The sequence below is a fragment of the Streptomyces cynarae genome, from assembly GCF_025642135.1.
Classification (GTDB): Bacteria; Actinomycetota; Actinomycetes; order Streptomycetales; family Streptomycetaceae; genus Streptomyces; species Streptomyces cynarae.
In genome coordinates, this window is record NZ_CP106793.1 from 5113111 (window position 1) to 5136752 (window position 23642).

Genomic DNA, 23642 nt, shown 5'->3' on the forward strand with positions numbered 1-23642 from the left:
CGTACGAGCCGTCCAGAGCTCACAGCGCACGGGCCGCGTACGCCCTGACGTCCGCGTCCGAGTCCGTCGTGGCCGTGGCGAGGGCCGCGCGGGCGTCTTCCGCGCCGCTGTGCCGGGTCAGCGCCAGGACGGCCGCCTTCCGGACGTCCGCGTTGGGGTCGGCGAGGGCCTTGGCGAGGGCGGGGACGGCCGCCTCGGGGGCGGCGGCGGTGAGCGCGGTGGCGGCGCCGGCGCGGACCTGCCAGGCAGAGTCGGACAGGGCGGCCGTGGCGCGGTCGGCGAGTGGTGGCGGGCAGCCGACAGCGGCCAGCGCGCCGTAGGCGGCCGCACGACCAGCGCGTCGGGGTCACCGGTGAGGGCGGCGAGAGCGGACAGGACACGGTCCGCTCCGGTCGGCCCTGCGCCACCGGGCCCTGCCGCGTCCACCGTGCCCAGGGCCTTGGCGAGCGCGACGCGGACCTCGCGTGACGGATCGGCGGTCGCCGCGCGCACCAGCGGCGCGACCGCGTCGACCGAGACGAGGGCGCGCACGGCCTCGATGCGGACTGTCGTGTCGGAGTCGGCGAGAGCCGCCGCGAACAGGTCGGCGTCGCCGAGCCGCAGCGCCCGCAGGACGTCCAGCGCAGCTGCGCGGACGACGGGGTCGGGCTCGGACACGGCAGTGGCGAGGCGGTCGCGCAGGGCAGGCTCGGGTGGCAGCGTCTCCACGAGTTCGCGCAGTGAGGCCGCCGCGGCGGCGCGCACGTCGGCGTCGGTGTCGGAGAGCAGGCCGGCGAGGGTCGGTCCGGTGCCCGGCGGCACCGTCTCGGTCAGGACCGTGACGGCGGTGCGCCGGACGGAGGGGTCGGGGTCGGCCAAGTAGGGCGCCAGGGCGACGAGTTCGGGCTGCTCCTCCGCCAGGGCGAGGAGGTCGAGCAGGCGGGGTGAGGTCGGCGTGTCGGGGCCGGCCACGGGGCGGACGGCCTCGTCGCCCGCCGTCGGCGACGTCCGTACGGCGGTGGGCGCCACCTCCCGCGCCCCGGCCGTCGCCACCTGCTCGGGTCGCACCTCGCCGAGTCGTCGGGAGGCACCGCCGACGGGGGCGAAGAAGCCCTCCACCGGAACCAGATAGGGAGCCACGGGACGTGCCGTGAACTCCATCGCACCAGAGGGGGACTTGTGCAGATCGAGATGGTGGAACCAGGACGCGTCGTCGCGTTCCGGATGGTCGATGCGGTCGTGGTAGAGGCCCCAGCGGGACTCCGTGCGGGCCAGGGAGGCGCGGGCCGCCATCTCCGCGCAGTCGCGGATGAAGGTCACCTCCGCGCAGCGCATCAGCTCGTGCGGGCTGCGGGCGCCCATGGAGGCGATGTCGGCGTGCATCCGCTCGAAAGCCTCCAGCGCCAGGGACAGCCGGGCGCCGGACTTCGGTGGGGCCACGTAGTCGTTCACGAAGCGGCGCAGCTTGTACTCGACCTGGGTCTGCGGCGGGCCGTCCGGGTTGCGCAGCGGGCGGTAGATCAGCTCGTGCGCCTCGTGGAGCTGGTCCTGCGGCAACTCGCCCTCGTAGGCCTGGTACCGCGCGGCGTCCTCACCTGCCAGCTCGCCGAACACGAACGCGCCGATCATGTAGTTGTGGGGCACACAGGCCAGGTCACCGGCGGCGTACAGGCGGGGGACCGTCGTCCGGGCGTGGTCGTCGACGCGGACCCCCGAGGCCGAGTGGCCGCCGCACAGGCCGATCTCCGAGATGTGCATCTCCACGTCGTGGGTGCGGTAGTCGTGGCCGCGGCCCGCGTGGAAGGTGCCGCGCGTCGGGCGTTCCGTCGAGTGCAGGATCGACTCCAACGCCGAGACCGACTCCTCCGGAAGATGGCTCAGTTTGAGGTACACCGGGCCCCGGTCCGAGGCCACCTCCGCCGCGAACTCCGCCATCATCTGCCCCGACCAGTAGTCGGAGTCGACGAAGCGTTCGCCGTGCCGGTTGACCTGGTAGCCGCCGAAGGGGTTGGCCACGTAGGCGCAGGCCGGTCCGTTGTAGTCCTTGATCAGCGGGTTGATCTGGAAGCACTCGATGCCGGTCAGCTCGGCGCCCGCGTGGTAGGCCATCGCGTAGCCGTCGCCGGCGTTCGTCGGGTTCTCGTAGGTGCCGTAGAGGTAGCCGGAGGCAGGCAGGCCGAGACGGCCGCAGGCGCCGGTCGCGAGGATCACCGCGCCCGCTCGGACGGTCACGAAGCGGCCGGTGCGGGTGTTGAAGCCCGCCGCGCCCACGGCCCGGCCCCCGGACGTCAGCACCCGTACCGGCATCACGCGGTTCTCGATCCGGATCCGTTCCCGCATCTCGCGCCGCCGCAGCTGCCGGTACAGGACCTTCTTGACGTCCTTGCCCTCCGGCATCGGCAGCACGTAGGAGCCCGACCGGTGCACCTGGCGGACCGCGTACTCGCCGTGCTCGTCCTTCTCGAACTTCACCCCGTACGACTCGAGCCGCTTCACCATGGCGAAGCCGCGGGTCGCGGTCTGCCGGACCGTGGACTGGTCGACGATACCGTCGTTGGCGCGGGTGATCTCGGCGACGTAGTCGTCGGGCTCGGCGCGCCCGGGGACGACCGCGTTGTTGACGCCGTCCATGCCCATGGCGAGGGCGCCGGAGTGCCGGACGTGCGCCTTCTCCAGCAGGAGCACGTCCGCGCCGTGTTCGGCGGCCGTCAGTGCCGCCATGGTGCCGGCCGTGCCGCCGCCGATGACGAGGACGTCACAGGAGAGTTCCTCGGCGTCGGTGAGGGCGGGGATCTCCATCGGGGTGTCCACCAGGGCTGCCTTTCGCGTGCTCAGGAACCGAGTGAGGAGAGGACGTCACGCCGCAGGGCGAGCCGCGCCGGATCGGCGTGCGCCGCACGGTCGCGCGGGCGCGGCACGTCCCGTACGGCGAGGAGCCGGCCCGTGCCGAGCAGCGCCAGCCGGTCGCCGAGGTACAGGGCCTCGTCCACGTCGTGGGTGACGAAGACGACGGTGGCGCCCGTGCCGTGCAGCACCTCCACCAGCAGGTCCTGCATGCCGGCGCGGGTCTGTGCGTCGAGGGCGCCGAAGGGCTCGTCCATGAGGACGGTGCTCGGGCCGGCGGCGAGGGCGCGCGCCAGTTGTGCGCGCTGGCGCTGGCCGCCGGACACGCGGTGCGGCAGGTGCCGTGTGCGGTCGGCAAGTCCCACCCGGTCCAGCCAGGCGTCGGCCTGGCTGCGGCGTTCGGTGCGCGGAAAGCCCTTGATGGCGAGGGGAAGTTCGACGTTCGCGCGCAGGGAGCGCCAGGGCAGCAGGGCGTCCTCCTGGAACACCAGCGCCCGGTCCGCGGCGGGCCCGTTCAGGGGGCGGCCGTCCTGCTCCACCGTCCCGGCGAGCGTCGGCAGCAGCCCGGCCAGCGTCCGCAGCAGGGTCGACTTGCCGCAGCCCGAGGGGCCGACGACGGTGAGGATCTCGCCGGGGGCGATGTCCAGGTCGACGCCCTCGAGGGCCGGTGCGCCGGGGCGGCCGAGCGTGGCCGCCCGCAGGGTGAGGCCGGCACCGGTACGGGACGGCGGCAAGACGTCAGACGAGCTGGTCATCGGGGACCTCCGCAACGGTCGTCTCGGTGCTGCTCGGCATGGGCGCGGAGGCGGCCGAGCGCTCCCGGGGAACGCGGTCCGCGGTGGCGTGGGAGGTCCTCGGGAGCCAGCGCGTCAGACGGCGCCCGAGCAGTTCCACCGCCGTGGACGTCACCCAGCCGAGCACGCCGATCGTCACCATGCCGACGAAGACGTCCGGGTAGTCGACGACCGTGTAGTCCTGCCAGGTGCGGTAGCCGACGCCGTACTGGCCGGAGATCATCTCGGCGGAGATCACACAGATCCACGACACGCCGATGCCGACGGACAGGCCGCCGAAGATGCCGGGCAGCGCACCCGGCAGGACGACCGACCCGAGGATCCGCCACCGGCCGCCGCCCATGGTCCGCACCGCCTCCTCCCACACGGGGGTCAGCGCGCGGACCGCGTGCCGGGTCGAGACCAGCACGGGAAAGAAGGCGGCCGTGCAGGTGATGAAGACGATGCCCTGTTCGTTGCTGGGGAAGAGCAGGATCGCTACGGGAACCAGTGCGATCGCCGGGATCGGGCGCACCACCTCCAGCAGCGTGCCGAGCAGGTCCTCGGCGACGCGGGAGCGGGCCACGAGCACGCCCGTGGCCACCCCGAGGACCGCCGCCAGCAGGAAGCCCGTGAGGATGCGGGTCAGGCTGTCGGCCAGGTCCGTCCAGTAGTCGCCGCCGGAGAGCCGGCCGGCGAAGGCGCGGGCCACCTCGGTGACCGTGGGGAACTGTGAGAAGCGCAGCCACACGTTGACGTGCAGGCTGGTCAGCAGCTGCCACAGACCGAGGGCGGCGGCCAGGGACGCCACCCTCAGCGCACAGCGGCGGTACCGGCTCATGAGGCCCGCCCCAGGGCGTCGGCGTACGAGATCGTGCGCGCCCCCGGGTGCGCCGCCACGTACGCCTGCGCTGTGGCCGGCGCGACGAAGGGGAGCAGTCGGCTGCCGTCCACCACCCACACCGCCCTGTCGGCGAACCACAGGGTGCCGGTGGTGGTGTCGGGCACGTACGCGGCACGGATGGCCGAGCGGTGCTGCGCCACGTACTTCAGCAGCTCATCGGGGGACTTGAAGGGCCGCGTGGTCTCCGCGCCCTTGGGCCACACCTCGCTCGTGGCCGGCGGAGGCGTCGCGGCGAGCTCCTTGGTGTACGCCGAGCCGAGTGCCTTCTTCGCGTACTGGTCGTCGACGAAGGAGTCCACGTCGATGTCACCCGTCAGCTTCTCGGACTTCAGGATCGACACGTCCTGCTTCAGCGCGGACACCAGCTGCGGCTTGACGGCCGGGTCGAAGGTGGAGATGCCGTGGGCGCCGTTGTAGAGGTAGACGACCTCGGCGGGCAGGCCGGTGGCCTTCGCGACCTTCTCGGCCGCGGCCACGGGATGGGCGTTCAGGTAGTCGGTCGCCTGCGCCTGTGCCTTGAGGAAGGCTTCCAGGACGGCCGGACGCTGCTTCGCGAAGTCCTCGCGCGCGGTGACGCCGTGGAACGTCGGAAGGTCGAGCTGCGCGCCGTCGTACAGCGCCTTCGCCTTGCCCTGGTAGGCGAGCAGGCCCGGCCAGGCAACGAACTGGCTCAGCGCGTCCGCACTGCCGGCGTCGAGCGCCGAGGCGCCCACCGCGGGCTGCTGGTTGAGCTTCTCGATGCCCTTGTCGGGGTCGATGCCGACGCGTTGCAGGGCTCGTACGAGGGTGCCGTCCGCGGCGGAGCCGACGCTCGTGGAGACCTTCCTGCCCTTCAGGTCCTCCAGGGTGGAGAGCTTCGAATCGGGTGCGGTGACGATGGTGTTGAGGCCGCCGCGCAGGTTGTAGCCGGTGACGGAGACCAGGTGGGTGGGGCGGCCGAGCTGCTTTCCGCGGGCGGCGTTGATGAGGAGCGGGAAGTCGCCCATCGAGCCGATGTCGATCTTCCCTGCGGTCATCTGGGCGGTGATGGGGGCTCCGGTCGCGTAGTCCTGCCAGACGACCTTGTAGGTGTGGCCGTCGTGCAGGGCGCCCAGTTGCTGCTCGAAGTAGCCCAGGGAGCGCAGGAGGGTGCCCGCGGTGACGGTGTTGATGGTCTTGGACTGGTAGCCGACGGTGACGGTGATCGTGGAGCCGGTGCCCGCCTGCGCGCTCGTGCCGCAGGCGGCGAGCGGGAGGAGGAGGGCGACCGTGGCGAGGTGGAGTGCCGTGCGTTTCATGGGGGTTCGGGCCTCTCAGCGGAGCAGGTAGGGCATGTTGACCGTGACCGCTCCGGTGGGACAGCGGGCCGCGCACGGTCCGCAGTACCAGCACTCGTCGACGTGCATGTACGCCTTGCCGGTGCCCTCGTCGATGGCGAGGGAGTCCAGCGGGCACATGTCCACGCACAGGGTGCAGCCGTCGATGCACTTCGACTCGTCGATGGTCACGGGCACGTCGGCCCGCTGGGGCGCCAAGGGCATGGCTGTCTCCAGGAAGGTGCCCGGACAGGGCGGAAGGGGGGGAACAGGGGTTACAGGGACCGGTGCAGCAGACCGCTCATGGTGATGCGGTCGCCGCGGAAGCGGATGAACTCCAGGTCGACGGGCCGGCCGTCGGCGAGGTGGGTGAGGCGTTCCAGCATCAGTACGGCGGCGCCGCGGGGGGCCTGGAGCACGGCGGAGGAGTGCGCGTCCGCGTTCACCGCTTCCAGGGTGATCTCGGCGTGGCCGAGGCGTTGGCCGGTGATGGCTTCCAGGAGGCGGAAGACGTCGGTGTTCTCCAGGTCGGCGTCGAGGAGGGCGGTGCCGATGTCGAGCGGGATGTAGGTGAGGTCCAGGGAGAGGGGGAGGCCGTTCAGTCTGCGCAGGCGTTCGATGTAGAGGACGTCGGCACCGGGTTGGACGTGGAGGCGCTCCGCCACGGGGGCGGGTGCGGGGGCGGGGCCCAGGGTGCGGACCTCGTTGGTGACGCGGCCGTGTTCGTGCAGGGTTTCCGCCAGGCCCATCAGCCGGTCCAGTCCATGGGGGTACTTGCGGGCGGCGACGATCGTGCCGACTCCCGGCAGCCGGTCCACCAGGCCCTCGGCGCGGAGGAGGTCGAGGGCCTGGCGGACGGTGTTGCGGGAGGCGCCGTAGTCGGTGCCGAGGGTGGTTTCGTGCGGGAGCGTGCCGTCCGTGAAGCGGCCGGTGAGGATCTGGTGGCGGAGGAGATCGGCAAGCTGCCTGGCCTGGTCCGCACGCAGCCGACGACGCGTGCGGTGGGCGGCGACGGTGGTCGCGGCGCCCTGACCGGCGTGGTCGCGGATGCGGTCGGTGGGTGGCATGGCTCGAACCATACCGAGGCGGTAGGGAAAGCTGTGTTGCCGAATTGTTGCGCCATGTGCCGGGGCGTCACGTATGCCGCTGACCTGCTGTTTCGTTGGCCGGTGGGGCAAGATCTGCCACTGCCGGGTGAGCGGGCCCGGCGCTGGCTACGACAGGGTGGTCGGCACCACCCGCCCCGTCACCTCCCCGAGACCCACCCGCGTCCCATCCGGACCCGGCGCCCACGCGGTCAGTGTCACCACGTCCCCGTCCTCCAGGAACGTCCGTTTCCCGTCCGGGAGTTCGAGAGGGTCCCGACCGTTCCACGTCAGTTCCAGCAGCGAGCCGCGTTCGCGCTCTGTCGGACCGCTCACCGTGCCGGAGCCGTAGAGGTCGCCCGTGCGCAGGGACGCGCCGTTCACCGTCATGTGCGCCAGTTGCTGGGCTGCCGTCCAGTACATGGTGGAGAACGGCGGCTCGGAGACCGCATGGCCGTTGATCGCGACGGAGATGCGCAGGTCGTAGCCCCCCGGCTCCTCCTGTGAGTCGTCCAGGTACGGCAGCAGCGGATGCGTGCGCCCGGGCGGGGCCACCCGGGCCTCCTCCAGCGCGTCCAGCGGGGTGATCCACGCCGAGACCGACGTGGCGAACGACTTGCCGAGGAACGGCCCGAGCGGCACGTACTCCCAGGCCTGGATGTCCCGCGCAGACCAGTCGTTGAGCAGGCAGAGCCCGAACACGTGGTCGCGGAAGGCCGTGAGCGGCACCGGTCGCCCCAGCCGCGACGGCACGCCCACCACGAAGCCCACCTCCGCCTCGATGTCCAGACGCACGGACGGCCCGAAGACCGGCGCCGGGTCTGTGGGAGCCTTGCGCTGCCCCGACGGCCGCACGACATCCGTGCCCGACACGACCACCGTGCCGGACCGGCCGTGGTAACCGATCGGCAGGTGCTTCCAGTTGGGGGTCAGGGAGTCCGCCGCGTCCGGGCGGAAGATCTGCCCGACGTTGCGGGCGTGGTTCTCGGAGGCGTAGAAGTCGACGTAGTCCGCGACCTCGAAGGGCAGGTGCAGCGTCACCTCGGAGAGCGGGTGCAGCAGCGGCTCCACGGTCTGACGGTGTGCGGGCACCGTCACCCACGCCGTCAGCGCCCGCCGCACATCCGACCAGGTGGTGCGGCCCGCGGCCAGCAGCGGGTTCAGGGAGGGACGCGCCAGCAGGGAGGCGTACGGGGAGCCGAGCGCCGTGGCCGCCGCGCCCGCGTCGAGCACGTGGTCGCCCAGGCGCACGCCGACGCGCCGCTCGTCGGAGCCGGCGGGGGAGAAGACGCCGTAGGGGAGGTTGTGCGGGCCGAAGGGGTCGCCCTCGGGGACGTCGAAGGGGGGCATGGGATGCTGCCTCGCTTTCGTGCACTTCGGATGTGCCGTGCATGGGGGTGCGTTCCAGTGCGTTCCGTATGGTCGCCGCACACGTTACGGGTGAGTCATCTGTCTTGGGCAGTGTCTAAAGAGTTTGCAATGTCCGTATTGGTCTTGTCGGAGGGGGTAATTCCGGCTTAGCGTCCTTTGGGGGACACGGACGGGGTGGGTCCGGTCCGTAGGGGGGACACGTGGGGGGACCCGTGGCCAGGAGCACCGGTGTGCCGTTCGACGCGGACCGCGACGTGCCGGGGCTCATCGTCAAGTTGGGCGACTACCCGCTGCACCACGGCGGGGTCGGGGCGATCCGCAGCCTCGGCCGGCTCGGCATACCGATGTATGCGATCACGGAGGACCGCTACACACCGGCTGCGGCCTCTCGCTATCTGCGGCGCGCCTTCGTATGGCCGACCACCGGGACCGAGAAACCGGAGCGGCTCGTGGAGGGCCTGCTGCGCATCGGGCGCCGTATCGGCCGGCCGACGATCCTCGTCCCGACCGACGAGGAGGCAGCGGTCCTGATCGCCGAGCACCAGGACGCCCTGACCGGAGCCTTCCTCTTCCCGAAGGTGGAGGCGGGGCTCCCGCGCCGCCTCGCCAGCAAACAGGGCCTGCACGAACTGTGCGTGGAACACGGCATCCCGAGTCCCCAGGCCGCCTTCCCGCAGTCGTACGACGACATCCTGCGCTTCGCCGACAAGGCCCGCTTCCCGCTCGTGGCGAAGAACCGCGAGGCGTTCGTGCGCCGCGAACGGCCCGCGGTGGGCGGCACGACGAAGATCGCCACCCGTGAGGGGCTGCTCAGGCTCGCCCGCGACTGGGGTGAGCACCCGGGCGTGATCCTCCAGGAGTACCTGCCCCGGGAGCAGGCCGAGGACTGGATCGTGCACGCCTACTTCGACCAGGACTCCACCCCGCTCGCCCTGTTCACCGGCGTCAAGGTGCGCTCCTGGCCGCCCCACGCGGGCATGACGGCGAACGCGTACGTCGTGGAGAACCCGGAACTCGCCGATCTCGCCGCACGTTTCATCAAACAGATCGGCTTCACCGGCATCGTCGACCTCGACCTGCGCTTCGACCGGCGCGACGGACGGTACAAACTGCTCGACTTCAACCCCCGCATGGGCGCCCAGTTCCGGCTCTTCGAGAACGAGTCGGGTGTGGACGTCGTCCGCGCCATGCACCTGGACCTGACCGGCCGCGCCGTACCGGAGGGGGAACAGCGCGCCGGCCATCGGTACATCGTGGAGAACATCGACCTGCCCGCCCTGCTGGCCTACCGCCGCAGCGGCTACACGACACCGCACGCACCGGCCCGTGCGAGCGGCACGGAACTGGCCTGGTTCGCGGGGGACGACCCGCTGCCGTTCGTCACGATGCTCGCGCGCTTCGTGCGGCCGGGCGCGAAGCACCTGTATCAGCTGTGGCGGACCAACCGCCGCGGCGGCACGACCCGTACGTCGTAGGCGTACGACCGGTACGCCACGGGCGTACGCGCTCCACCACGAAGTAGGCACGTCGCGTCCTGGGGAGGGACTTCGTGATTCAACCGGTAGCAGTCATCGGTGCCGGGCCGTTCGGCCTGTCCACCGCCGCCCATCTGCGCGGGCGCGGTATCCCGGTCCGCGTCTTCGGCGAGCCCATGGTCAGCTGGCGCGACAACATGCCCGCGGGCATGCTCCTGAAGTCCACCCCGGTCGCCTCGAACATCGACGCGCCCCAGCGCGGCCACACCCTGGCCGACTACTGCGACGCGGCGGGCATCCCCCGGCTGGTGACGGACGAGGACATCATCCCGGTCGAGACGTTCATCGCGTACGGGGAGTGGTTCCAGCAGAAGCTGGTGCCGGAGCTGGAGCGGGTCCGGGTGGTCTCCGTGGACCGCCGCAAGGACGGTGGCTTCGATCTCAAGCTGGACTCGGGCGAGTTGTTCACCGCTCGGGCGGTCGTGGTGGCGACCGGCCTGTCGGGCCTCGCCCACCTCCCGCCGGAGCTGGCCGCCGCGGCAGCCGACGGCCCCACGCCCACCGGTCCGGTCTCGCACAGCTCCCAGCACCATGACCTCGGCAGGTTCGCCGGCAAGGAGCTGCTGGTCGTCGGCGCCGGCCAGTCAGCGCTGGAGACGGCGGCGCTGGCGGCCGAGGCGGGCGCACGGGTGCGCGTGGTGGCGCGCGGGCAGGGCAGGGTCGCCTTCGGCGCGCCTCCGTGGGACCAGCCGAAGCTGCGCCCCGAGTCGCCCTTCGGCCGTGCCTGGTCCCTGTGGGCGCTGAGCTACTACCCCCACCCGTACCGCTTCCTGCCCGCCCGGACCCGCCACTACCTGGTGCGCCGCGTCCTCGGCCCGCTCGGCGCGTGGTGGCTGCGCGACCGCTTCCAGGAGAACGTCCAGGTGCGCGAGGTCGTCGGCATCCTCAGCGCGTCCGTGGCGGACGGCAGCCCGACCCTGACGGTCCGGACCCACACGGGCCGCACGGAGGAGATGACCGCGGACCACGTCATCGCCGCGACCGGCTACCGCGTGGACATCTCCGCGATGGACTTCCTGGGCCATGAGCTGCGCACACGCCTGGCGGTGAGCCGGGGCGCCCCGAAGCTCGGCGCGGGCCATGTGTCCTCGGTCCCGGGCCTGTACTTCACGGGCCTGCCGGCGGCGGCCTCCTACGGACCGGTGATGAGGTTCGTCTGCGGCACGGAGTTCGCGTCGGCGCGCCTGGCGAAGCATCTGGCGACGGCCCACGGCTGACCCCGGCCGACCACCGGACCACCGCGTGGCCCTTCCCCTCGGAAGGGCCACGGTTGTCGAGACGGATGCCGAGCGGTTCTCGGCAGCGGGGAGCGGAGGTCGGCCGGTTCACGGCGGGGTGGCCGTACGTCGGCTGGTTCGCGGTGAGTCGTGGGGGTGTTCCATCCGTATTCTCTGATCATGGCCGCACCCCTCGCATATTCACTCATCGCCACTGACCTGGACGGGACGCTGCTGCGCGGTGACGACACGCTCTCCGACCGGTCGAGGGACGCGCTGGCGCGGGCCGCCGCGGCCGGCGCGCAGCACCTCGTGGTGACGGGGCGTCCGGCGCCCAGGGTGCGGCCGCTGCTCGACGACCTCGGCGGCAGGGGGCTCGCGGTGTGCGGACAGGGCGCGCAGGTGTACGACGTCGGCGCGGACCGGCTGCTGTTCTCCGTCACCTTGGACCGGGAGTTGGCCGAGACCGCGCTCGGCAAGATCGAGGCCGAGGTGGGGCAGGTGTACGCGGCCGTCGACCAGGACGGCGTGGACGGGCTCACTCTCATCGAACCCGGCTACCGGATGCCGCACCCCACGCTGCCCGCGGTGCGGGTGCAACGGCGCGACGACCTGTGGTGCGCGCCCATCAGCAAGGTGCTGCTGCGCCATCACAGCCTGACCGACGACGAGTTGGCGACGGCGGCGCGCAGCGCGGTCGGTTCACTGGCGACGGTCACCATGTCCGGGCCCGGCACGGTCGAACTCCAGCCGTGCGGCATCACCAAGGCGACGGGGCTCGCGCTCGCCGCCGAGTTTCTGGGCCTGGGGCCGTCCCAGACCATCGCGTTCGGCGACATGCCGAACGACATCCCGATGTTCGACTGGGCCGCGCACGGCGTCGCCATGGCGAACGCGCACCCCGAACTCAAGGCGGTCGCCGACGAGATCACGAAATCGAACGAGGACGACGGCATCGCCGTCGTCCTCGAACGACTCTTCAGGGGCCGCTAGACCTCGGCCTCGGCCTCCGCCTCAGCCCGGTACGCGCGGCGCACAGCGTCAGTAGGCGCTGTGGACGTTGTCGATGGAGCCGTACCGGTGGGCGGCGTAGTTGCACGCGGCCGTGATGTTCGCCACCGGGTCGTAGATGTTCCAGGACGTGCCCGGCACGTGGTACGCGCGGAAGGTCGGGTCGATGACCTGGAGGAGGCCCTTGGACGGGATGCCCATCCGGGCGTTGGAGTCCCAGAGGTTGATGGCGGACGGGTTGCCCGACGACTCACGCATCACGTTGCGGTAGATGCCGTAGTAGGAGCCGGGGATCCTGTGCTGCCGCATGACGACCAGCGACTGACGGATCCAGCTGTCGAGGTTTCCGGCGCGCGTCGTCACGGTCTTGGCGGCGGCGGTCGTGGTCGTCGCGGAGGTGGGGGTCGCGGCGGAAGCGCTGGTCGCTCCCAGGACCGGAAGGGCCAGAACGGCGGCACCCGTCCCCGCGACAGCGAGGGCACGGGTGAGGCGCGCGGCCTTGGAGCGGCGGTCCCGACGGCGTGCGGGCAGGGCGAAAGCGGGCATGTCGTAGTCCTCTCCGGCGCCTGCGAGGTGAGCTGTCGGGTTCGGGCTGGGAGGTGCCCGGCCGTGTCCTCGGTGTCGAGGAATCGGCTTCACCCCAAGCCGTTCCGGCGCTGTGTCCGGTCCGGCGACTTACCTGGGTCCCCCGCTCCTGCCGTGGTGGTCAATGGATCGCGGGCGGCGGCAGGATTCGGCGTTCCGCTCGGATCGATTGGGAAGGTATGCGAGAGCACATGTCGGGAACAAGCCTCGAAGTCACACTCAGAGGTAAATGACCATGAAATGCGGGAATAAGGGATGTGATCCATATTGTTGAACACAGTTCAACTTGGCATAAGCAAATGGGAAGTTGGGATTCCGCATGCTCCGCACCACCTGTCGGTGGCGTGAGCTAATTCACTCGCGCCCTCCTCGATCGGCATGCCTAATTCGAGGCCCTGGGGCGGCAATTCGGACAAAAGGTTCGGCAGATGCCTTCAGGTGACGGTTTTCATGAGGGCGAAATATGGCAATTCGGACATTGCTCGGGTCTACGGGGATCGCACCCCCGGATCGGAAGGCGTGACCGGCGTCACGCGTCATGCCATCTCGTCCCGCCCCATGGATCTGTACGCGCGCGTGCCTGGAGGTTCCGCGCGTCCCCGTTGAGGCCGGGGGTGCGCCCGGCCGGGTGATGGTGCCGAGCGGGGCGGCCGGGGGCCGCGTGGCCCCGCGGGAGGCCTTGGGGGTGCCGGGCTGCTCCGGAGGCGGGATGCGAGGGGTGTTTCCGGGGGCCGGTGCGCGTCGCCGGCCACCGGGAGGGGCGGCTTTCCGCTATGTCGCTCCAAACCCGCTCGTATCACCTGATCAAGAACATGCCTCTCGTGATCCGATACGGCCCGGCCTGGAAGAGCGGGCACTCGTGGTGATCGAAACCCGACCGGATACGCTGACTTGAGTGATGGCGGCGACAGATCGACAAACTCGGTGAGCCGAGTCGTCCAGGCGACGTCATCGATCAAGTGACCGACCTCGATACCGACCGTGTGATCGTCAGCAGACGTCAGCAGACAGGAGACCTCACGTGACCGTCGTCGGGCCGTTCGGGCTGAGCGTGCGGGACCAGGCTCTGGAAGCCGATGTCCAGGCCGGATTGGCCGCTGTCGAGGAAGGGCTGCTCGACGCCACGAAGAGCGAGGTGCCCTTCATCACCGAGGCCGCGCAGCATCTCGTGCGCGCGGGCGGGAAGCGGTTCCGGCCGCTGCTCGTGATGCTCGCGGCACAGTTCGGTGACCCGTACGCGCCGGGGGTCGTCCCCTCGGCCGTGGTCGTGGAGCTCACCCACCTCGCCACGCTGTACCACGACGACGTGATGGACGAGGCCGATGTGCGGCGCGGGGTGGCCAGCGCGAACAGCCGCTGGGGCAACTCGGTGGCGGTACTCACCGGAGACTTCCTGTTCGCCCGCGCGTCCCACATCCTGGCCGACCTCGGCCCGGAGGCGGTCCGTATCCAGGCGGAGGCGTTCGAGCGGCTCGTCACCGGCCAGATCCTGGAGACGGCGGGCCCGCGGGACGGCCGTGACCCGGTGGAGCACTACCTCGACGTCCTCTCCGGCAAGACGGGCTCCCTGGTGGCGGTGGCGTGCCGCTTCGGCGCGATGATGTCGGGCGCCGACGAGACGGTCGTCGACGTGCTGACGCAGTACGGCGAGCGTCTCGGCGTGGCGTTCCAGCTGGCCGACGACGTCCTGGACATCGCCTCCGACTCCCACGAGTCCGGCAAGACGCCGGGGACGGACCTGCGCGAGGGCATCGCGACCCTCCCGGTCCTGCGCCTGCGCGAGCGTGCCCAGCGGCACGGGCTGCCGGAGGACGTCGCCCTGTGCGAGCTGCTGGACTCCGACCTCACGGACGACGCCCGCCATGCCGACGCCCTCGCCCGCCTCCGGGTCCACCCGGCCCTCGAGCAGGCCCGGCGCGACGCCGTCCGCTATGCGCAGGACGCCCGCTCGGCCCTGGCGCCGCTGCCGGACTGCGGCGCGAAGGCGGCCCTGACGGAAATGTGCGACGCGGTGGTGCACCGGGCGGGGTGACCCGCCAGGCGCCCCGGGCACCCCCGCCTGACGTGTGCCAGGTCACACGTCTTCCGGCGCGTCCGCACGACCCCTACGGGTGGGACGCCGTGCCGCGCCCGTCATGTCATACCCCAGGCGTACGCGGAGTTGGCCCCGCGGTCTGACGCTTCCCTCCCGGTGATTTGGTCATATGGAGAGGACCACCTCACAGGAGTCCGGGTGAAAATGGCGGCGTAGGGGGTGGGGGCACCTCCCTGTTCGAGCGAAGTCGAGAGCTCGGGGGAGAGTGCACAGACAGCAGCCGCCGCCGACGACGGAGGTAAGGCACACATGGCACCGTACGAATCCGACGACAGCACACCCGCCGGGGAGGTCGAGGACGTACGCGACGGGCGGCGCAGGGCCGCGCGGTACGTCGTCCCGGTCACGGTCGTGGGCGTGGCGGCGGCGACCATCGGGCTCGTCCCGGCGTTCGCCGGTTCCGGGGACCCCGACCTGCCGAAGATCAGCGCGCAGCAGCTCATCGAGAAGATCGCCAAGTCGGACGTCCAGCAGATGTCCGGCACGGTGACGATCAGCACGGACCTGGGCCTGCCCGACCTGGGCGGCCTCGAGGACAGCCTGGCCTCGGGGGCGCTCTCCAAGGGCGGGCAGGACAAGGGCGACTCGGCCGCCGACCCGAGCTCCAAGCTGCTGGAGCTGGCCTCCGGCACCCACACCGTGCGGGTCGCCGCCGACGGCCAGGACAAGCAGAAGCTGTCACTCATCGAGAAGGCCGCCGAGTACAGCGTCATCCGCAACGGCGACCAGGTGTGGGCGTACGACAGCGCGTCCAACCAGGCGTACCACGCGACCGGCGCGGGCGAGCACAAGAGCGGCGAAGCGGCGCCGAAGGACGTGCCCGCCACACCCAGGGACTTCGCCGACCAGGCACTGAAGGCGGCCGACAAGACCACCTCCGTGACGGTCGACGGCACGGCCCAGGTCGCGGGCCGGGACGCCTACAAGCTGGTCATCCGGCCGAAGCAGTCGGGTACGACGGTCGGCGCGATCAGCATCGCGGTGGACGCGAAGACCGGGCTGCCGCTGAAGTTCACGCTGACCCCGGCGAAGGGCGGCGCGGCGGTGCTGGACGTGGGCTTCACCCAGGTCTCGTTCGCCAAGCCGGCCGCGTCGACGTTCGACTTCACGCCGCCGAAGGGCACGAAGGTCACCCAGGGCGACGACCGGAAGACCGGGGAGGCCGGGAAGGCCGAGAAGCCCGAGAAGCCCGGGCACGAGGCGCAGCGTGAGGGCACCGGCGGAACGCCCTGGGGCGGCAGCGCGTCGAAGACCCTCGGCGAGGGCTGGAACGCCATCTACGTGTTCGACACCGGCAGCAAGGGCGGGGTGCCGTCCGGATCGCCGTCCGGTGACGGCGCGGCCTCCGGCTTCCTGAACTCGCTCGGCGAACACGTCACCGGCAAGTTCGGCTCGGGCACGGTCTTCTCCACCCGCCTGGTCAACGCCCTGATCACGGACGACGGCAAGGTATACGCGGGCGCGGTCACCAAGGACGCACTGGTGAAGGCGGCCGACGCGGGGAAGTGACCCCGTACGGCGCACGGACGAAGGGGAGCAGCAGAGCCCATGGAGGAACTGCCCGCCGCGGAAGCGGAGTCGAACGACTCACCGGCGCGGGCGGCGATCGACCCCGAGGCCCCGGTCATCGCCACCCGCGCCCTCACCAAGCGCTACCGCGGCGGGCAGCTCGCCGTGGACGGGCTCGATCTGACCGTCCCGGCAGGCAGCGTCTTCGGCTTCCTCGGGCCCAACGGCTCCGGCAAGACCACCACCATCCGCATGCTGATGGGCCTGATCGAGCCCACCTCGGGCTCGGCACGCGTGCTGGGGCAGCCCATGCCCCGGGCCACGCGCGCCGTGCTCCCGCACGTCGGCGCCCTCATCGAGGGCCCGGCGCTTTACGGCTTCCTCTCCGGCCGCGACAACCTCCTGCGGTACGACGCCGCGGACCCCACCGCCGACCCGCGCACCCGGCGGGCCCGTGTCGCGGCCGCCCTCGACCGGGTCGGCCTCGCGGCGGCCGCGGGCAAGAAGGCGAAGGCGTACTCCCTGGGGATGAAGCAGCGCCTCGGCCTCGCGGCCGCCCTGCTCCGGCCCCGCAGGCTCCTCGTCCTGGACGAGCCGACGAACGGCCTCGACCCGCAGGGCATGCGGGAGATCCGCGCCCTGGTCAGAGAACTGGCCTCCGACGGCACGACCGTCTTCCTCTCCTCCCACCTGCTGGACGAGATCGAGCAGGTCTGCACGCACGCGGCGGTGATGACGCAGGGCCGGCTGATCGCGCAGGGCGCGGTGGGAGACCTGGTGGCCGGGGCGCGCGGACGTCTCGTCGTGACCACCCCGGACGTCACCGACGCGGCACGTGTCCTGAAGGAACAGGGCGTGGCCGATGTGGTGGTGGAGGAGAACCGGGTGACGGCCGAGCCTCCGGACCGGGAACTTTCCGATGTGAACGCCGCGTTGGTCACGGCGGGAGTCCGCGTACGCGGCTTCGGCGTCGAACGTGCCTCCCTGGAGGACGCGTTCGTGGCGCTGACCGGGGAGGGGTTCGATGTCGCAGGCTGAGGCGGCCGGCGTGCTGCGCCGGACGAGCCCGCTGTGGACCTTCGGGCTGCTGCGGAGCGAGCTGGTGACCACGTTCCGGCGCTGGCGCACGCTCGCCCTGCTGGCCGTGCTCGCCGCCGTGCCGGTCCTGGTCGGGATCGCCGTGAAGATCGAGACGGGCGACGGGTCCGGCGGTCGGGGCGGGGGCGGCGGCCCGGCGTTCATCGCGCAGATCACCAACAACGGCCTGTTCCTGGTGTTCACCGCGCTCGCCGCGACGCTCCCGTTCTTCCTGCCGATGGCGATCGGCGTCATCGCGGGCGACGCGATCGCGGGCGAGGCGAACTCCGGCACCCTGCGGTACCTGCTGGTCGCCCCTGCGGGCCGTACCCGCCTGCTGCTCACCAAGTACGCCACGACGATCGCCTTCTGCCTGATCGCCACCCTGGTCGTCGCCGTCTCGGCGCTTGCGGTGGGCGCCCTGCTCTTCCCGCTGGGCGACCTGACGACGATCTCCGGTACGCGCATCAGCTTCGCCGAGGGCCTCGGCAGGGCCCTGCTGATCGCCCTGGTCGTCGCCGCGTCCCTGATCGGCGTCGCGGCCCTCGGACTGTTCATCTCCACGCTCACGGGCAGCGGCATCGCGGCGATGGCGACGACGGTGGGGCTGCTCATCACGGTCCAGATCATGGACCAGATACCGCAGTTGCACGCGCTCCAGCCGTACTTCTTCTCGCACTACTGGCTGTCCTTCGCGGACCTGATGCGCGACCCGGTCTACTGGCACGACCTGATACGCAACCTGGGCCTGCAGGCCCTGTACGCGGCCGTCTTCGGCTCGGCGGCGTGGGCGCGGTTCACGGCGAAGGACATCACGGCGTAGGCGCGGGCGGGCAGGGGCCGGGCGCGCCCTCACGGTCCACCGTCCCCGCCACTCCCCCCGGGGTCAGCCGCCCGGGCCGGGCCCGAGGTCGAGCAGCAGGGCCATCACGCCCACCAGCGTGGCGCTGCTGACGATCTCACCGCGTTCGATCATCGCCCGTACCTCCGGCAGCGGGATCCACTCCAGGCGGTCGGACTCGTTGCGCTCGGTCGGCTCGCCCACGCGCGTGGCGTCGTCCGTGCGGAACACCAAGTGCCGGCAGTCGGTGATCCCGGCCGCGGGCTGGGCGCACATCAGCGGCCGCAGCGAGCCCGGGCGCCATCCGGTCTCCTCCTCGAGTTCGCGCCCTGCCGCCGCGGCGGGCTCCTCGCCGTCCTCGACGAGGCCCATGGGCAGCTCCCAGGCCCACGTGTCGGTGACGAAGCGGTGCCGCCACATCATGAGCACGCGCTGTTCGCGGTCGACGGCTGCGGCGACGGCGACGTCCCGCAGCCGGACCACGTGGTACTCACAGCGTGTTCCGTCGGGCCGTTCGACGTCGAGCGCCCGCAGCCGCACCCAGGGCGTCTCGTACAGCGCCCGCTCGCCGTGCACGGTCCAGCGCATGCTCAGCGCACCCCCGATCCGCCGCCCGAGGGCGTGAACGGGCCGACCAGGCGGGCCAGTCGCTCGCACTCGCGGGGTGGCCGGCCGCCCAGGTCGCCGGTGCGCCAGGCCGGTACCCAGGGCACGCGGTGGACGCCGATCATCGACTCGATCGCCTTGACGCGCTGGGCGAGCGGGCGCGGCAGCCGGCCCGGCGCGTCCGCGACCAGCACGACGGCGTCCAGGGCGAGGCCTGGCGGGGCCGCGCCGCGCCGGAAGACGTCGAGGCACTGGAGGACCGAGCCCAGGCCGGTCGCGTGGGTGCGGGCGACCAGCAGCACCGAAGAGGGTTCGCCGTGCTCGGGACGGGGCCAGCCGCGGCCCGCGTCGAAGCCGCCGAAGACGGTGGCGAGCGTCGAGCTGCCGGCGCCGCCGTGGGTGGCCACCCAGGCGAACCGGCGTGGGTTCGCGCTGCCGTAGGACGGCGGCCGTGCGCCGTCGGCCACCGGCCCGCGGACCCATATCTCCGGCCCGCCGGGCCCCTGCCGCGCGATCGCCTGCATCGCCTCTCCTCGGTCGTCCTCGCCCCTCGATCTTCACCTGCGGTGCGCCGGTTCGGTAACCGGGCCCCGGTTCCTGGGACGAGGCTGTGACGCGGCGGTGACGCGGGGACGAGCACGGAGGCGGGAGACTCGAAGGGGTGTGCCGTACGTCCCCGCAACCCAGGGCCGGGGACGCAGACGAGGGGAGCCGACGCCGAATGGAGGCGGAGGACATCGGCGCCTTTCCCCGACCGACCCGAGTGAGGGAACGATGTCTCGACTCAGCCGCGGACAGAAGCGGGGCCGCTCCTTCGCGGGGGCCGCATCCGACGGGGGTGCGGGGTCCGGGGTGACGCCGATCGAGGTCCGGGTGCCGGTGGAGGCCCGCGACGGGGCACCGGGCCCGGGGGCGACGGTGGGCGGGGTGCCGGTGGCCGCGGGACCCGGGGAGCCGGTCCAGCAGGCCGTCCTGGACCACCTCCACGGCCTGGCCCGCGCCATGGGCCACCCGGTTCTCGCCTCGGTGCACGACGAACGGATCGGCTACGTCGTACCGATCCGGGTGCATGTCGACGGCTCCAGCGAGTTCGCGGGGGAGCCGGTACGGAGGGGAGCGGCGCCCGTGGCCGCGGAGCACCGCGGTACGGCTCGGGTGGCACCCGTGGAGGCCGGGCCGCGCGACAGGGCCACGCACGACCAGCGCGCGGTGGACACCCGGCAGCCGACCCCGGGCACCACGGCTCCGACGGCCCTCCGGGGGCGGTGCACGACCCGTACGCCCCGTCGGAGTCCCCGGCGCCCCCGCCGAGCGCGCCACCGGCCGAGATCGAGCCCGACACGCGCGTACTGCGTGCCCTGCGGGAGCCCGCCGAGCCCGCTCCCGCATCCGCGCTCGCACCGCGCCCGGATGCCGCGCAGTCCGCTCCTTCCCCCACCCAGGGCACGCAGCCCGCCGCAGCCGCCTCCACGCCCCCCGGCCGTACCGTCGCCCCGTTCGCTGTGCACACCGTGCCCGAGCAGGTCGCCTTCATCACCGCGACGTCCGGCCCGGCCCAGGCCCTGCCGGGTGCCCCGGACCACGGCGGCACCCCGTCGTCGCCCGCACCGCCGCCCCCGGCACCGTCTCGCCGCCGACGGGAACGTTCGGCCCACCGCCGGTCATGCCGTCCGCGCCGTCCGTCACCCCTGCCGCTCGCGAAGTCCCCGAGCCCACCACCCGGCCCGCGCCCGCCCTCTCCTCCGCTCGGCCCCCGAAGTCGCCGCGCCTCCCACCACGGAAGCGGACCCCGCCCCCGCCCCCGACCGGAAACCCGTCCCCGAGACCGCCCCCGTCCCCGCCGGCCTGGACGACGAGGTCAAGGAGCCGCCCGTGCGGGAGTTCGACTCCGTGGCGGCAGCAGTGCTCGGGGATGCGCCGGCCGGCGGCGCGGACGGCCCCGTCGCCGAGCCCATGGCCCGGATCGGCGCGGCCGTGAAGCAGGGACGTCTCGAGGAGGCGTCCGAACTGGCCGAGCAGGCCGTCGCCGAGTCGGCCGCGACCCTCGGCGACGAGCACCCCGACGTCCTGCACCTGCGCGAACTCACCGCCTACATCGCCTACCTGGCGACAGACCCCCTGCGCTCCTTCCACCTGTCGCTGGACCTGGCCCGCATCCGGCACCGCCTCGGCGACCCGCGCGGGGCCTACGGCAACGTGCAGAGCGCGGCCGCCGCCTGGCGCGCCGTACGCGAACCGGTCCAGGGGCTGGACCTCGGCCGTGACCTCATCGCCGTATGGAGCGAACTCGCGGCCCAGGACGGCCCCGCCGCCGACGACCTGGACCAGCTCGAGAAGGCCCGCAGCCGCATGGGCCGCCTGGCCGAGCGCGCCCGCAAGGCGACCGGCGAGCGGCCTGCCGTCCAGTAGGCACTACGGCGGCTACGGTGTGGCGTCCACCGGGTCCGCGTCCGCGCCCCCGCTCACCGTCGCGGTGGCGGCGCGCGCACCTGGGATCGCCCCGCCGAGCGTCCGCGCGGCCCGCCGCGCGGTGCGCAACGCGTCCGCCGTCAGCAGCGCCAGCGCCAGCCAGACCAGCGCGAATCCCGCCCAGCGCTCGGGCGGCATCGCCTCGTGGAAGTAGAGGATGCCCAGGAGGAACTGGAAGACGGGCGCCAGGTACTGCAGCAGCCCCAGAGTCGACAGGGGGACCCGTATCGCCGCGGCGCCGAAGCAGACGAGCGGCAGGGCGGTGACCACCCCGGTGGCCGCGAGCAGCGCCGCGTGCCCCGCCCCATGGGACGCGAACGTGGACTCTCCGTGTCCCGAGAGCCACAGCAGATACACCAGCGCCGGCACGAACTGCACGGCGGTCTCCGCGGCCAGCGACTCGATGCCGCCGAGGCTGACCTTCTTCTTCACCAGCCCGTAGGTGGCGAAGGAGAACGCCAGGCACAGGGAGATCCACGGCGGACGGCCGTAGCCGATCGTGAGGACGAGCACGGCGGCGAAGCCGACCCCGACCGCCGCCCACTGCACCGGCCGCAGTCGTTCCTTGAGGAGCAGCACGCCCATGGCGATGGTGACGAGCGGGTTGATGAAGTAGCCGAGCGAGGCCTCCACCACGTGGCCGCTGTTCACGGCCCAGATGTAGACGCCCCAGTTGACGGTGATGACAGCCGCGGCGACCGTGATCAGCGCGAGCCGGCGCGGCTGCCGGAGCAGTTCGCCCGCCCAGGCCCAGCGGCGCATCACCAGCAGTACGAGGGCGACCAGGACGAGGGACCACGCCATCCGGTGGGCGAGGATCTCCATCGCCCCGGCGGGCTTGAGCAGGGGCCAGAACAGCGGGACGAGCCCCCACATCCCGTACGCGGCGAAGCCGTTCAGCAGACCTGTCCGTCGCTCACCCTTCGACTCCCCGGCCACGGGCCCTCCCTCACGCTCGCGGCTGCCCGGTGCAGCCTCCACGAAGGTAGCGCCAGGACCCCCGCCTGTCATGCCCGTATCGGCATACGGTCATGACAGGCGAGGGTCGGGAAGCTCAAGGGCCCGAAGGGGGATTCAGCCCTTGAGCGCGGCGGTGATCGCCTCGGCGAGCGGGGTGGTCGGACGGCCGGCCAGGCGGGAGAGGTCGCCGGTGGTGACCTCCAGCTCGCCCTTCTCGATGGAGGCGTCCACACCGGCGAAGACCGCGGCGAGCGGACCGGGCAGCCCGGCGCCCTTGAGGATCCCCTCGTACGCCTCGGCGGAGACGGCGTTGTACGTGATCTCCTTGCCGGTCTGCTTGCTCAGCTCGGCGGCGTAGTCGGCGAAGCCCCACGCCTCGTCGCCGCCCAGCTCGTACGCCTTGTTCTCGTGGCCCTCGCCGGTCAGCACGGCGACCGCGGCGGCCGCGTAGTCGGCGCGGGAGGCGGAGGAGACGCGGCCCTCGCCGGCGGCCTGGACGACGGCGCCGTGCTCGAGCACGGGGGCGAGGTTCCCGGTGTAGTTCTCGTGGTACCAGCCGTTGCGCAGCAGCACATACGGCACGCCCGAGGCCAGGATCGCCTGCTCGGTGGCACGGTGGTCGTCGGCCAGGGCGGCCTTCAGGCTGCTGGGTGCGCTGGTGTAGGCGAAGAGGGCGACTCCGGCGGTCCTGGCGGCGTCGAGGACCACCTGGTGCTGCTGGACGCGGCCCTTGTCGAACTCGTTGCCGGAGATCAGCAGCACCTTGTCGCCGGCCGAGAACACGCCGTCGAAGGTCTCCGGAGCGTTGTAGTCGGCGACGGCGATCCGCACGCCGCGCTCCGCGAAGTCGGCGGCCTTCTCCGGGGTGCGGACGACCGCGGTGATCTGCTCGGCCGGAACCTTCTCCAGCAGCTGCTCCACCACGTGACGGCCGAGGTGTCCGGTGGCTCCGGTGACGACGATGCTCATGACTTGGATCTCCTTGTGGGGTGCTTTCTGACACTCACCTTAGGAGGTGCGCTAACTAAGCGAAAGTACCCACTTTGAAGTAAGGTACTGGCATGGCAGTAAGTGATGCAGTAAGTGATGGGGCCGTCGGCAGACGTGACGCCGCCGAGGCGATGTGCCCCTACCGCCTCGTCCTGGAACACCTCACCAGCCGCTGGGGCGTGCTCGTCCTGATCGAGCTCCTCGACCGCCCCCACCGCTTCAGCGAGTTGCGCCGGGCGATCGGACGGACCGCCCGAGTCAGCGAGAAGATGCTCACCCAGACCCTGCAGACCCTGGAACGGGACGGCCTGGTGCACCGGGACGCCAAGCCCGTGATCCCGCCGCGCGTCGACTACTCCCTCACCGACCTGGGCCGCGAGGCCGCCGAGCAGGTGCGGGCGCTGGCGCTGTGGACCCATGACCGCATGGCGGACGTGGAGAAGGCCCGCCAGGCATACGACGAGGCCCGGGCGCGGTCCGCCCGGGCCTCGTGAAC

21 protein-coding genes, 1 pseudogene and 1 riboswitch are annotated in these 23642 nt (G+C 72.0%); of the genes and pseudogenes, 9 read left to right on the forward strand and 13 right to left on the reverse strand.

What is annotated here, in order from left to right:
* Window positions 1-19: 19 nt before the first annotated feature.
* The 8 genes and pseudogenes from N8I84_RS23450 to fahA all read right to left on the reverse strand — a co-directional run.
* A pseudogene (locus N8I84_RS23450) lies at window positions 20-208 on the reverse strand (HEAT repeat domain-containing protein); the annotation flags it as partial.
* A complete protein-coding gene (locus tag N8I84_RS23455) occupies window positions 118-2778 on the reverse strand; it encodes a fumarate reductase/succinate dehydrogenase flavoprotein subunit (RefSeq protein WP_263234866.1) in 2661 nt (886 codons plus the stop codon). The gene N8I84_RS23455 and the pseudogene N8I84_RS23450, both read right to left, overlap by 91 nt.
* 32 nt (window positions 2779-2810) lie before the next feature.
* Entirely contained in the window at window positions 2811-3578 is a 768-nt protein-coding gene (locus tag N8I84_RS23460; protein ID WP_263231355.1) for an ABC transporter ATP-binding protein, read from the reverse strand.
* Window positions 3562-4437, reverse strand: a complete 876-nt coding sequence (locus N8I84_RS23465; protein WP_263231356.1) for an ABC transporter permease — start codon at window positions 4435-4437, stop codon at window positions 3562-3564. Before N8I84_RS23465 ends, N8I84_RS23460 begins: the two co-directional genes overlap by 17 nt.
* The gene (locus N8I84_RS23470; protein ID WP_263231357.1) at window positions 4434-5777 is read right to left on the reverse strand and encodes an ABC transporter substrate-binding protein; all 1344 of its coding nucleotides are present in this window, start codon (window positions 5775-5777) and stop codon (window positions 4434-4436) included. The genes N8I84_RS23465 and N8I84_RS23470 overlap by 4 nt, the downstream gene beginning before the upstream one ends.
* Window positions 5778-5792: 15 nt before the next feature.
* A complete protein-coding gene (locus N8I84_RS23475; RefSeq protein ID WP_200418762.1) occupies window positions 5793-6020 on the reverse strand; it encodes a 4Fe-4S dicluster domain-containing protein in 228 nt (75 codons plus the stop codon).
* Window positions 6021-6070: 50 nt separating this feature from the next.
* A complete protein-coding gene (locus tag N8I84_RS23480; protein ID WP_263231358.1) occupies window positions 6071-6862 on the reverse strand; it encodes a GntR family transcriptional regulator in 792 nt (263 codons plus the stop codon).
* A gap of 147 nt (window positions 6863-7009) precedes the next feature.
* Window positions 7010-8230: a fumarylacetoacetase gene (fahA, locus tag N8I84_RS23485; RefSeq protein ID WP_263231359.1), complete on the reverse strand. Its 1221-nt coding sequence runs from the start codon at window positions 8228-8230 to the stop codon at window positions 7010-7012.
* Between the two features lie 251 nt (window positions 8231-8481).
* Between fahA and N8I84_RS23490 the strand changes: the two genes are divergently transcribed.
* The 3 genes from N8I84_RS23490 (at window position 8482) to N8I84_RS23500 (ending at window position 11996) form a co-directional block, all read left to right on the forward strand.
* Window positions 8482-9726: a carboxylate--amine ligase gene (locus tag N8I84_RS23490; protein WP_263234867.1), complete on the forward strand. Its 1245-nt coding sequence runs from the start codon at window positions 8482-8484 to the stop codon at window positions 9724-9726.
* Window positions 9727-9800: 74 nt separating this feature from the next.
* The gene (locus tag N8I84_RS23495) at window positions 9801-11003 is read left to right on the forward strand and encodes an FAD-dependent oxidoreductase (RefSeq protein ID WP_263231360.1); all 1203 of its coding nucleotides are present in this window, start codon (window positions 9801-9803) and stop codon (window positions 11001-11003) included.
* A 180-nt stretch (window positions 11004-11183) separates the two neighbouring features.
* Window positions 11184-11996, forward strand: a complete 813-nt coding sequence (locus N8I84_RS23500) for an HAD family hydrolase (protein ID WP_263231361.1) — start codon at window positions 11184-11186, stop codon at window positions 11994-11996.
* 48 nt (window positions 11997-12044) lie between these two features.
* Here N8I84_RS23500 and N8I84_RS23505 read toward each other — a convergent pair whose 3' ends face one another.
* Window positions 12045-12560, reverse strand: a complete 516-nt coding sequence (locus tag N8I84_RS23505; RefSeq protein ID WP_390898937.1) for a transglycosylase SLT domain-containing protein — start codon at window positions 12558-12560, stop codon at window positions 12045-12047.
* Window positions 12561-12564: 4 nt separating this feature from the next.
* A riboswitch (cyclic di-AMP (ydaO/yuaA leader) is annotated at window positions 12565-12763 on the reverse strand.
* 857 nt (window positions 12764-13620) lie between these two features.
* Here N8I84_RS23505 and N8I84_RS23510 point away from each other — a divergent pair.
* The 4 genes from N8I84_RS23510 (at window position 13621) to N8I84_RS23525 (ending at window position 18103) form a co-directional block, all read left to right on the forward strand.
* A complete protein-coding gene (locus N8I84_RS23510; protein ID WP_263231362.1) occupies window positions 13621-14631 on the forward strand; it encodes a polyprenyl synthetase family protein in 1011 nt (336 codons plus the stop codon).
* A 312-nt stretch (window positions 14632-14943) separates the two neighbouring features.
* Window positions 14944-16203 carry a LolA family protein gene (locus N8I84_RS23515; protein WP_263231363.1) on the forward strand — a complete coding sequence of 420 codons (1260 nt, stop codon included), beginning with the start codon at window positions 14944-14946 and terminating at the stop codon, window positions 16201-16203.
* A gap of 39 nt (window positions 16204-16242) precedes the next feature.
* Window positions 16243-17241: an ABC transporter ATP-binding protein gene (locus N8I84_RS23520; RefSeq protein WP_263231364.1), complete on the forward strand. Its 999-nt coding sequence runs from the start codon at window positions 16243-16245 to the stop codon at window positions 17239-17241.
* On the forward strand, window positions 17228-18103 hold the full coding sequence (locus N8I84_RS23525; RefSeq protein ID WP_263231365.1) for an ABC transporter permease: 876 nt from the start codon (window positions 17228-17230) through the stop codon (window positions 18101-18103). Before N8I84_RS23520 ends, N8I84_RS23525 begins: the two co-directional genes overlap by 14 nt.
* A 63-nt stretch (window positions 18104-18166) precedes the next feature.
* Here N8I84_RS23525 and N8I84_RS23530 read toward each other — a convergent pair whose 3' ends face one another.
* On the reverse strand, window positions 18167-18709 hold the full coding sequence (locus N8I84_RS23530; protein WP_263231367.1) for an NUDIX hydrolase: 543 nt from the start codon (window positions 18707-18709) through the stop codon (window positions 18167-18169).
* 2 nt (window positions 18710-18711) lie between these two features.
* Window positions 18712-19251, reverse strand: coding sequence for a DUF6668 family protein (locus tag N8I84_RS23535; RefSeq protein ID WP_263231368.1), 540 nt, complete (start codon window positions 19249-19251; stop codon window positions 18712-18714).
* Between the two features lie 1348 nt (window positions 19252-20599).
* Here N8I84_RS23535 and N8I84_RS23540 point away from each other — a divergent pair.
* Entirely contained in the window at window positions 20600-21136 is a 537-nt protein-coding gene (locus N8I84_RS23540) for a tetratricopeptide repeat protein (protein WP_263231369.1), read from the forward strand.
* A gap of 12 nt (window positions 21137-21148) precedes the next feature.
* On the opposite strand, the gene rarD is transcribed toward N8I84_RS23540, so the two are convergent.
* Both rarD and N8I84_RS23550 read right to left on the reverse strand, forming a co-directional pair.
* On the reverse strand, window positions 21149-22135 hold the full coding sequence (rarD, locus tag N8I84_RS23545) for an EamA family transporter RarD (RefSeq protein ID WP_263231370.1): 987 nt from the start codon (window positions 22133-22135) through the stop codon (window positions 21149-21151).
* A 135-nt stretch (window positions 22136-22270) separates the two neighbouring features.
* Window positions 22271-23125 (reverse strand): SDR family oxidoreductase, encoded by an 855-nt coding sequence (locus tag N8I84_RS23550; protein ID WP_263231371.1) that lies wholly within the window; start codon window positions 23123-23125, stop codon window positions 22271-22273.
* A 92-nt stretch (window positions 23126-23217) separates the two neighbouring features.
* On the opposite strand from N8I84_RS23550, the gene N8I84_RS23555 reads away from it, so the two are divergent.
* Window positions 23218-23640, forward strand: coding sequence for a winged helix-turn-helix transcriptional regulator (locus N8I84_RS23555; protein WP_263231372.1), 423 nt, complete (start codon window positions 23218-23220; stop codon window positions 23638-23640).
* Window positions 23641-23642 lie beyond the last annotated feature (2 nt).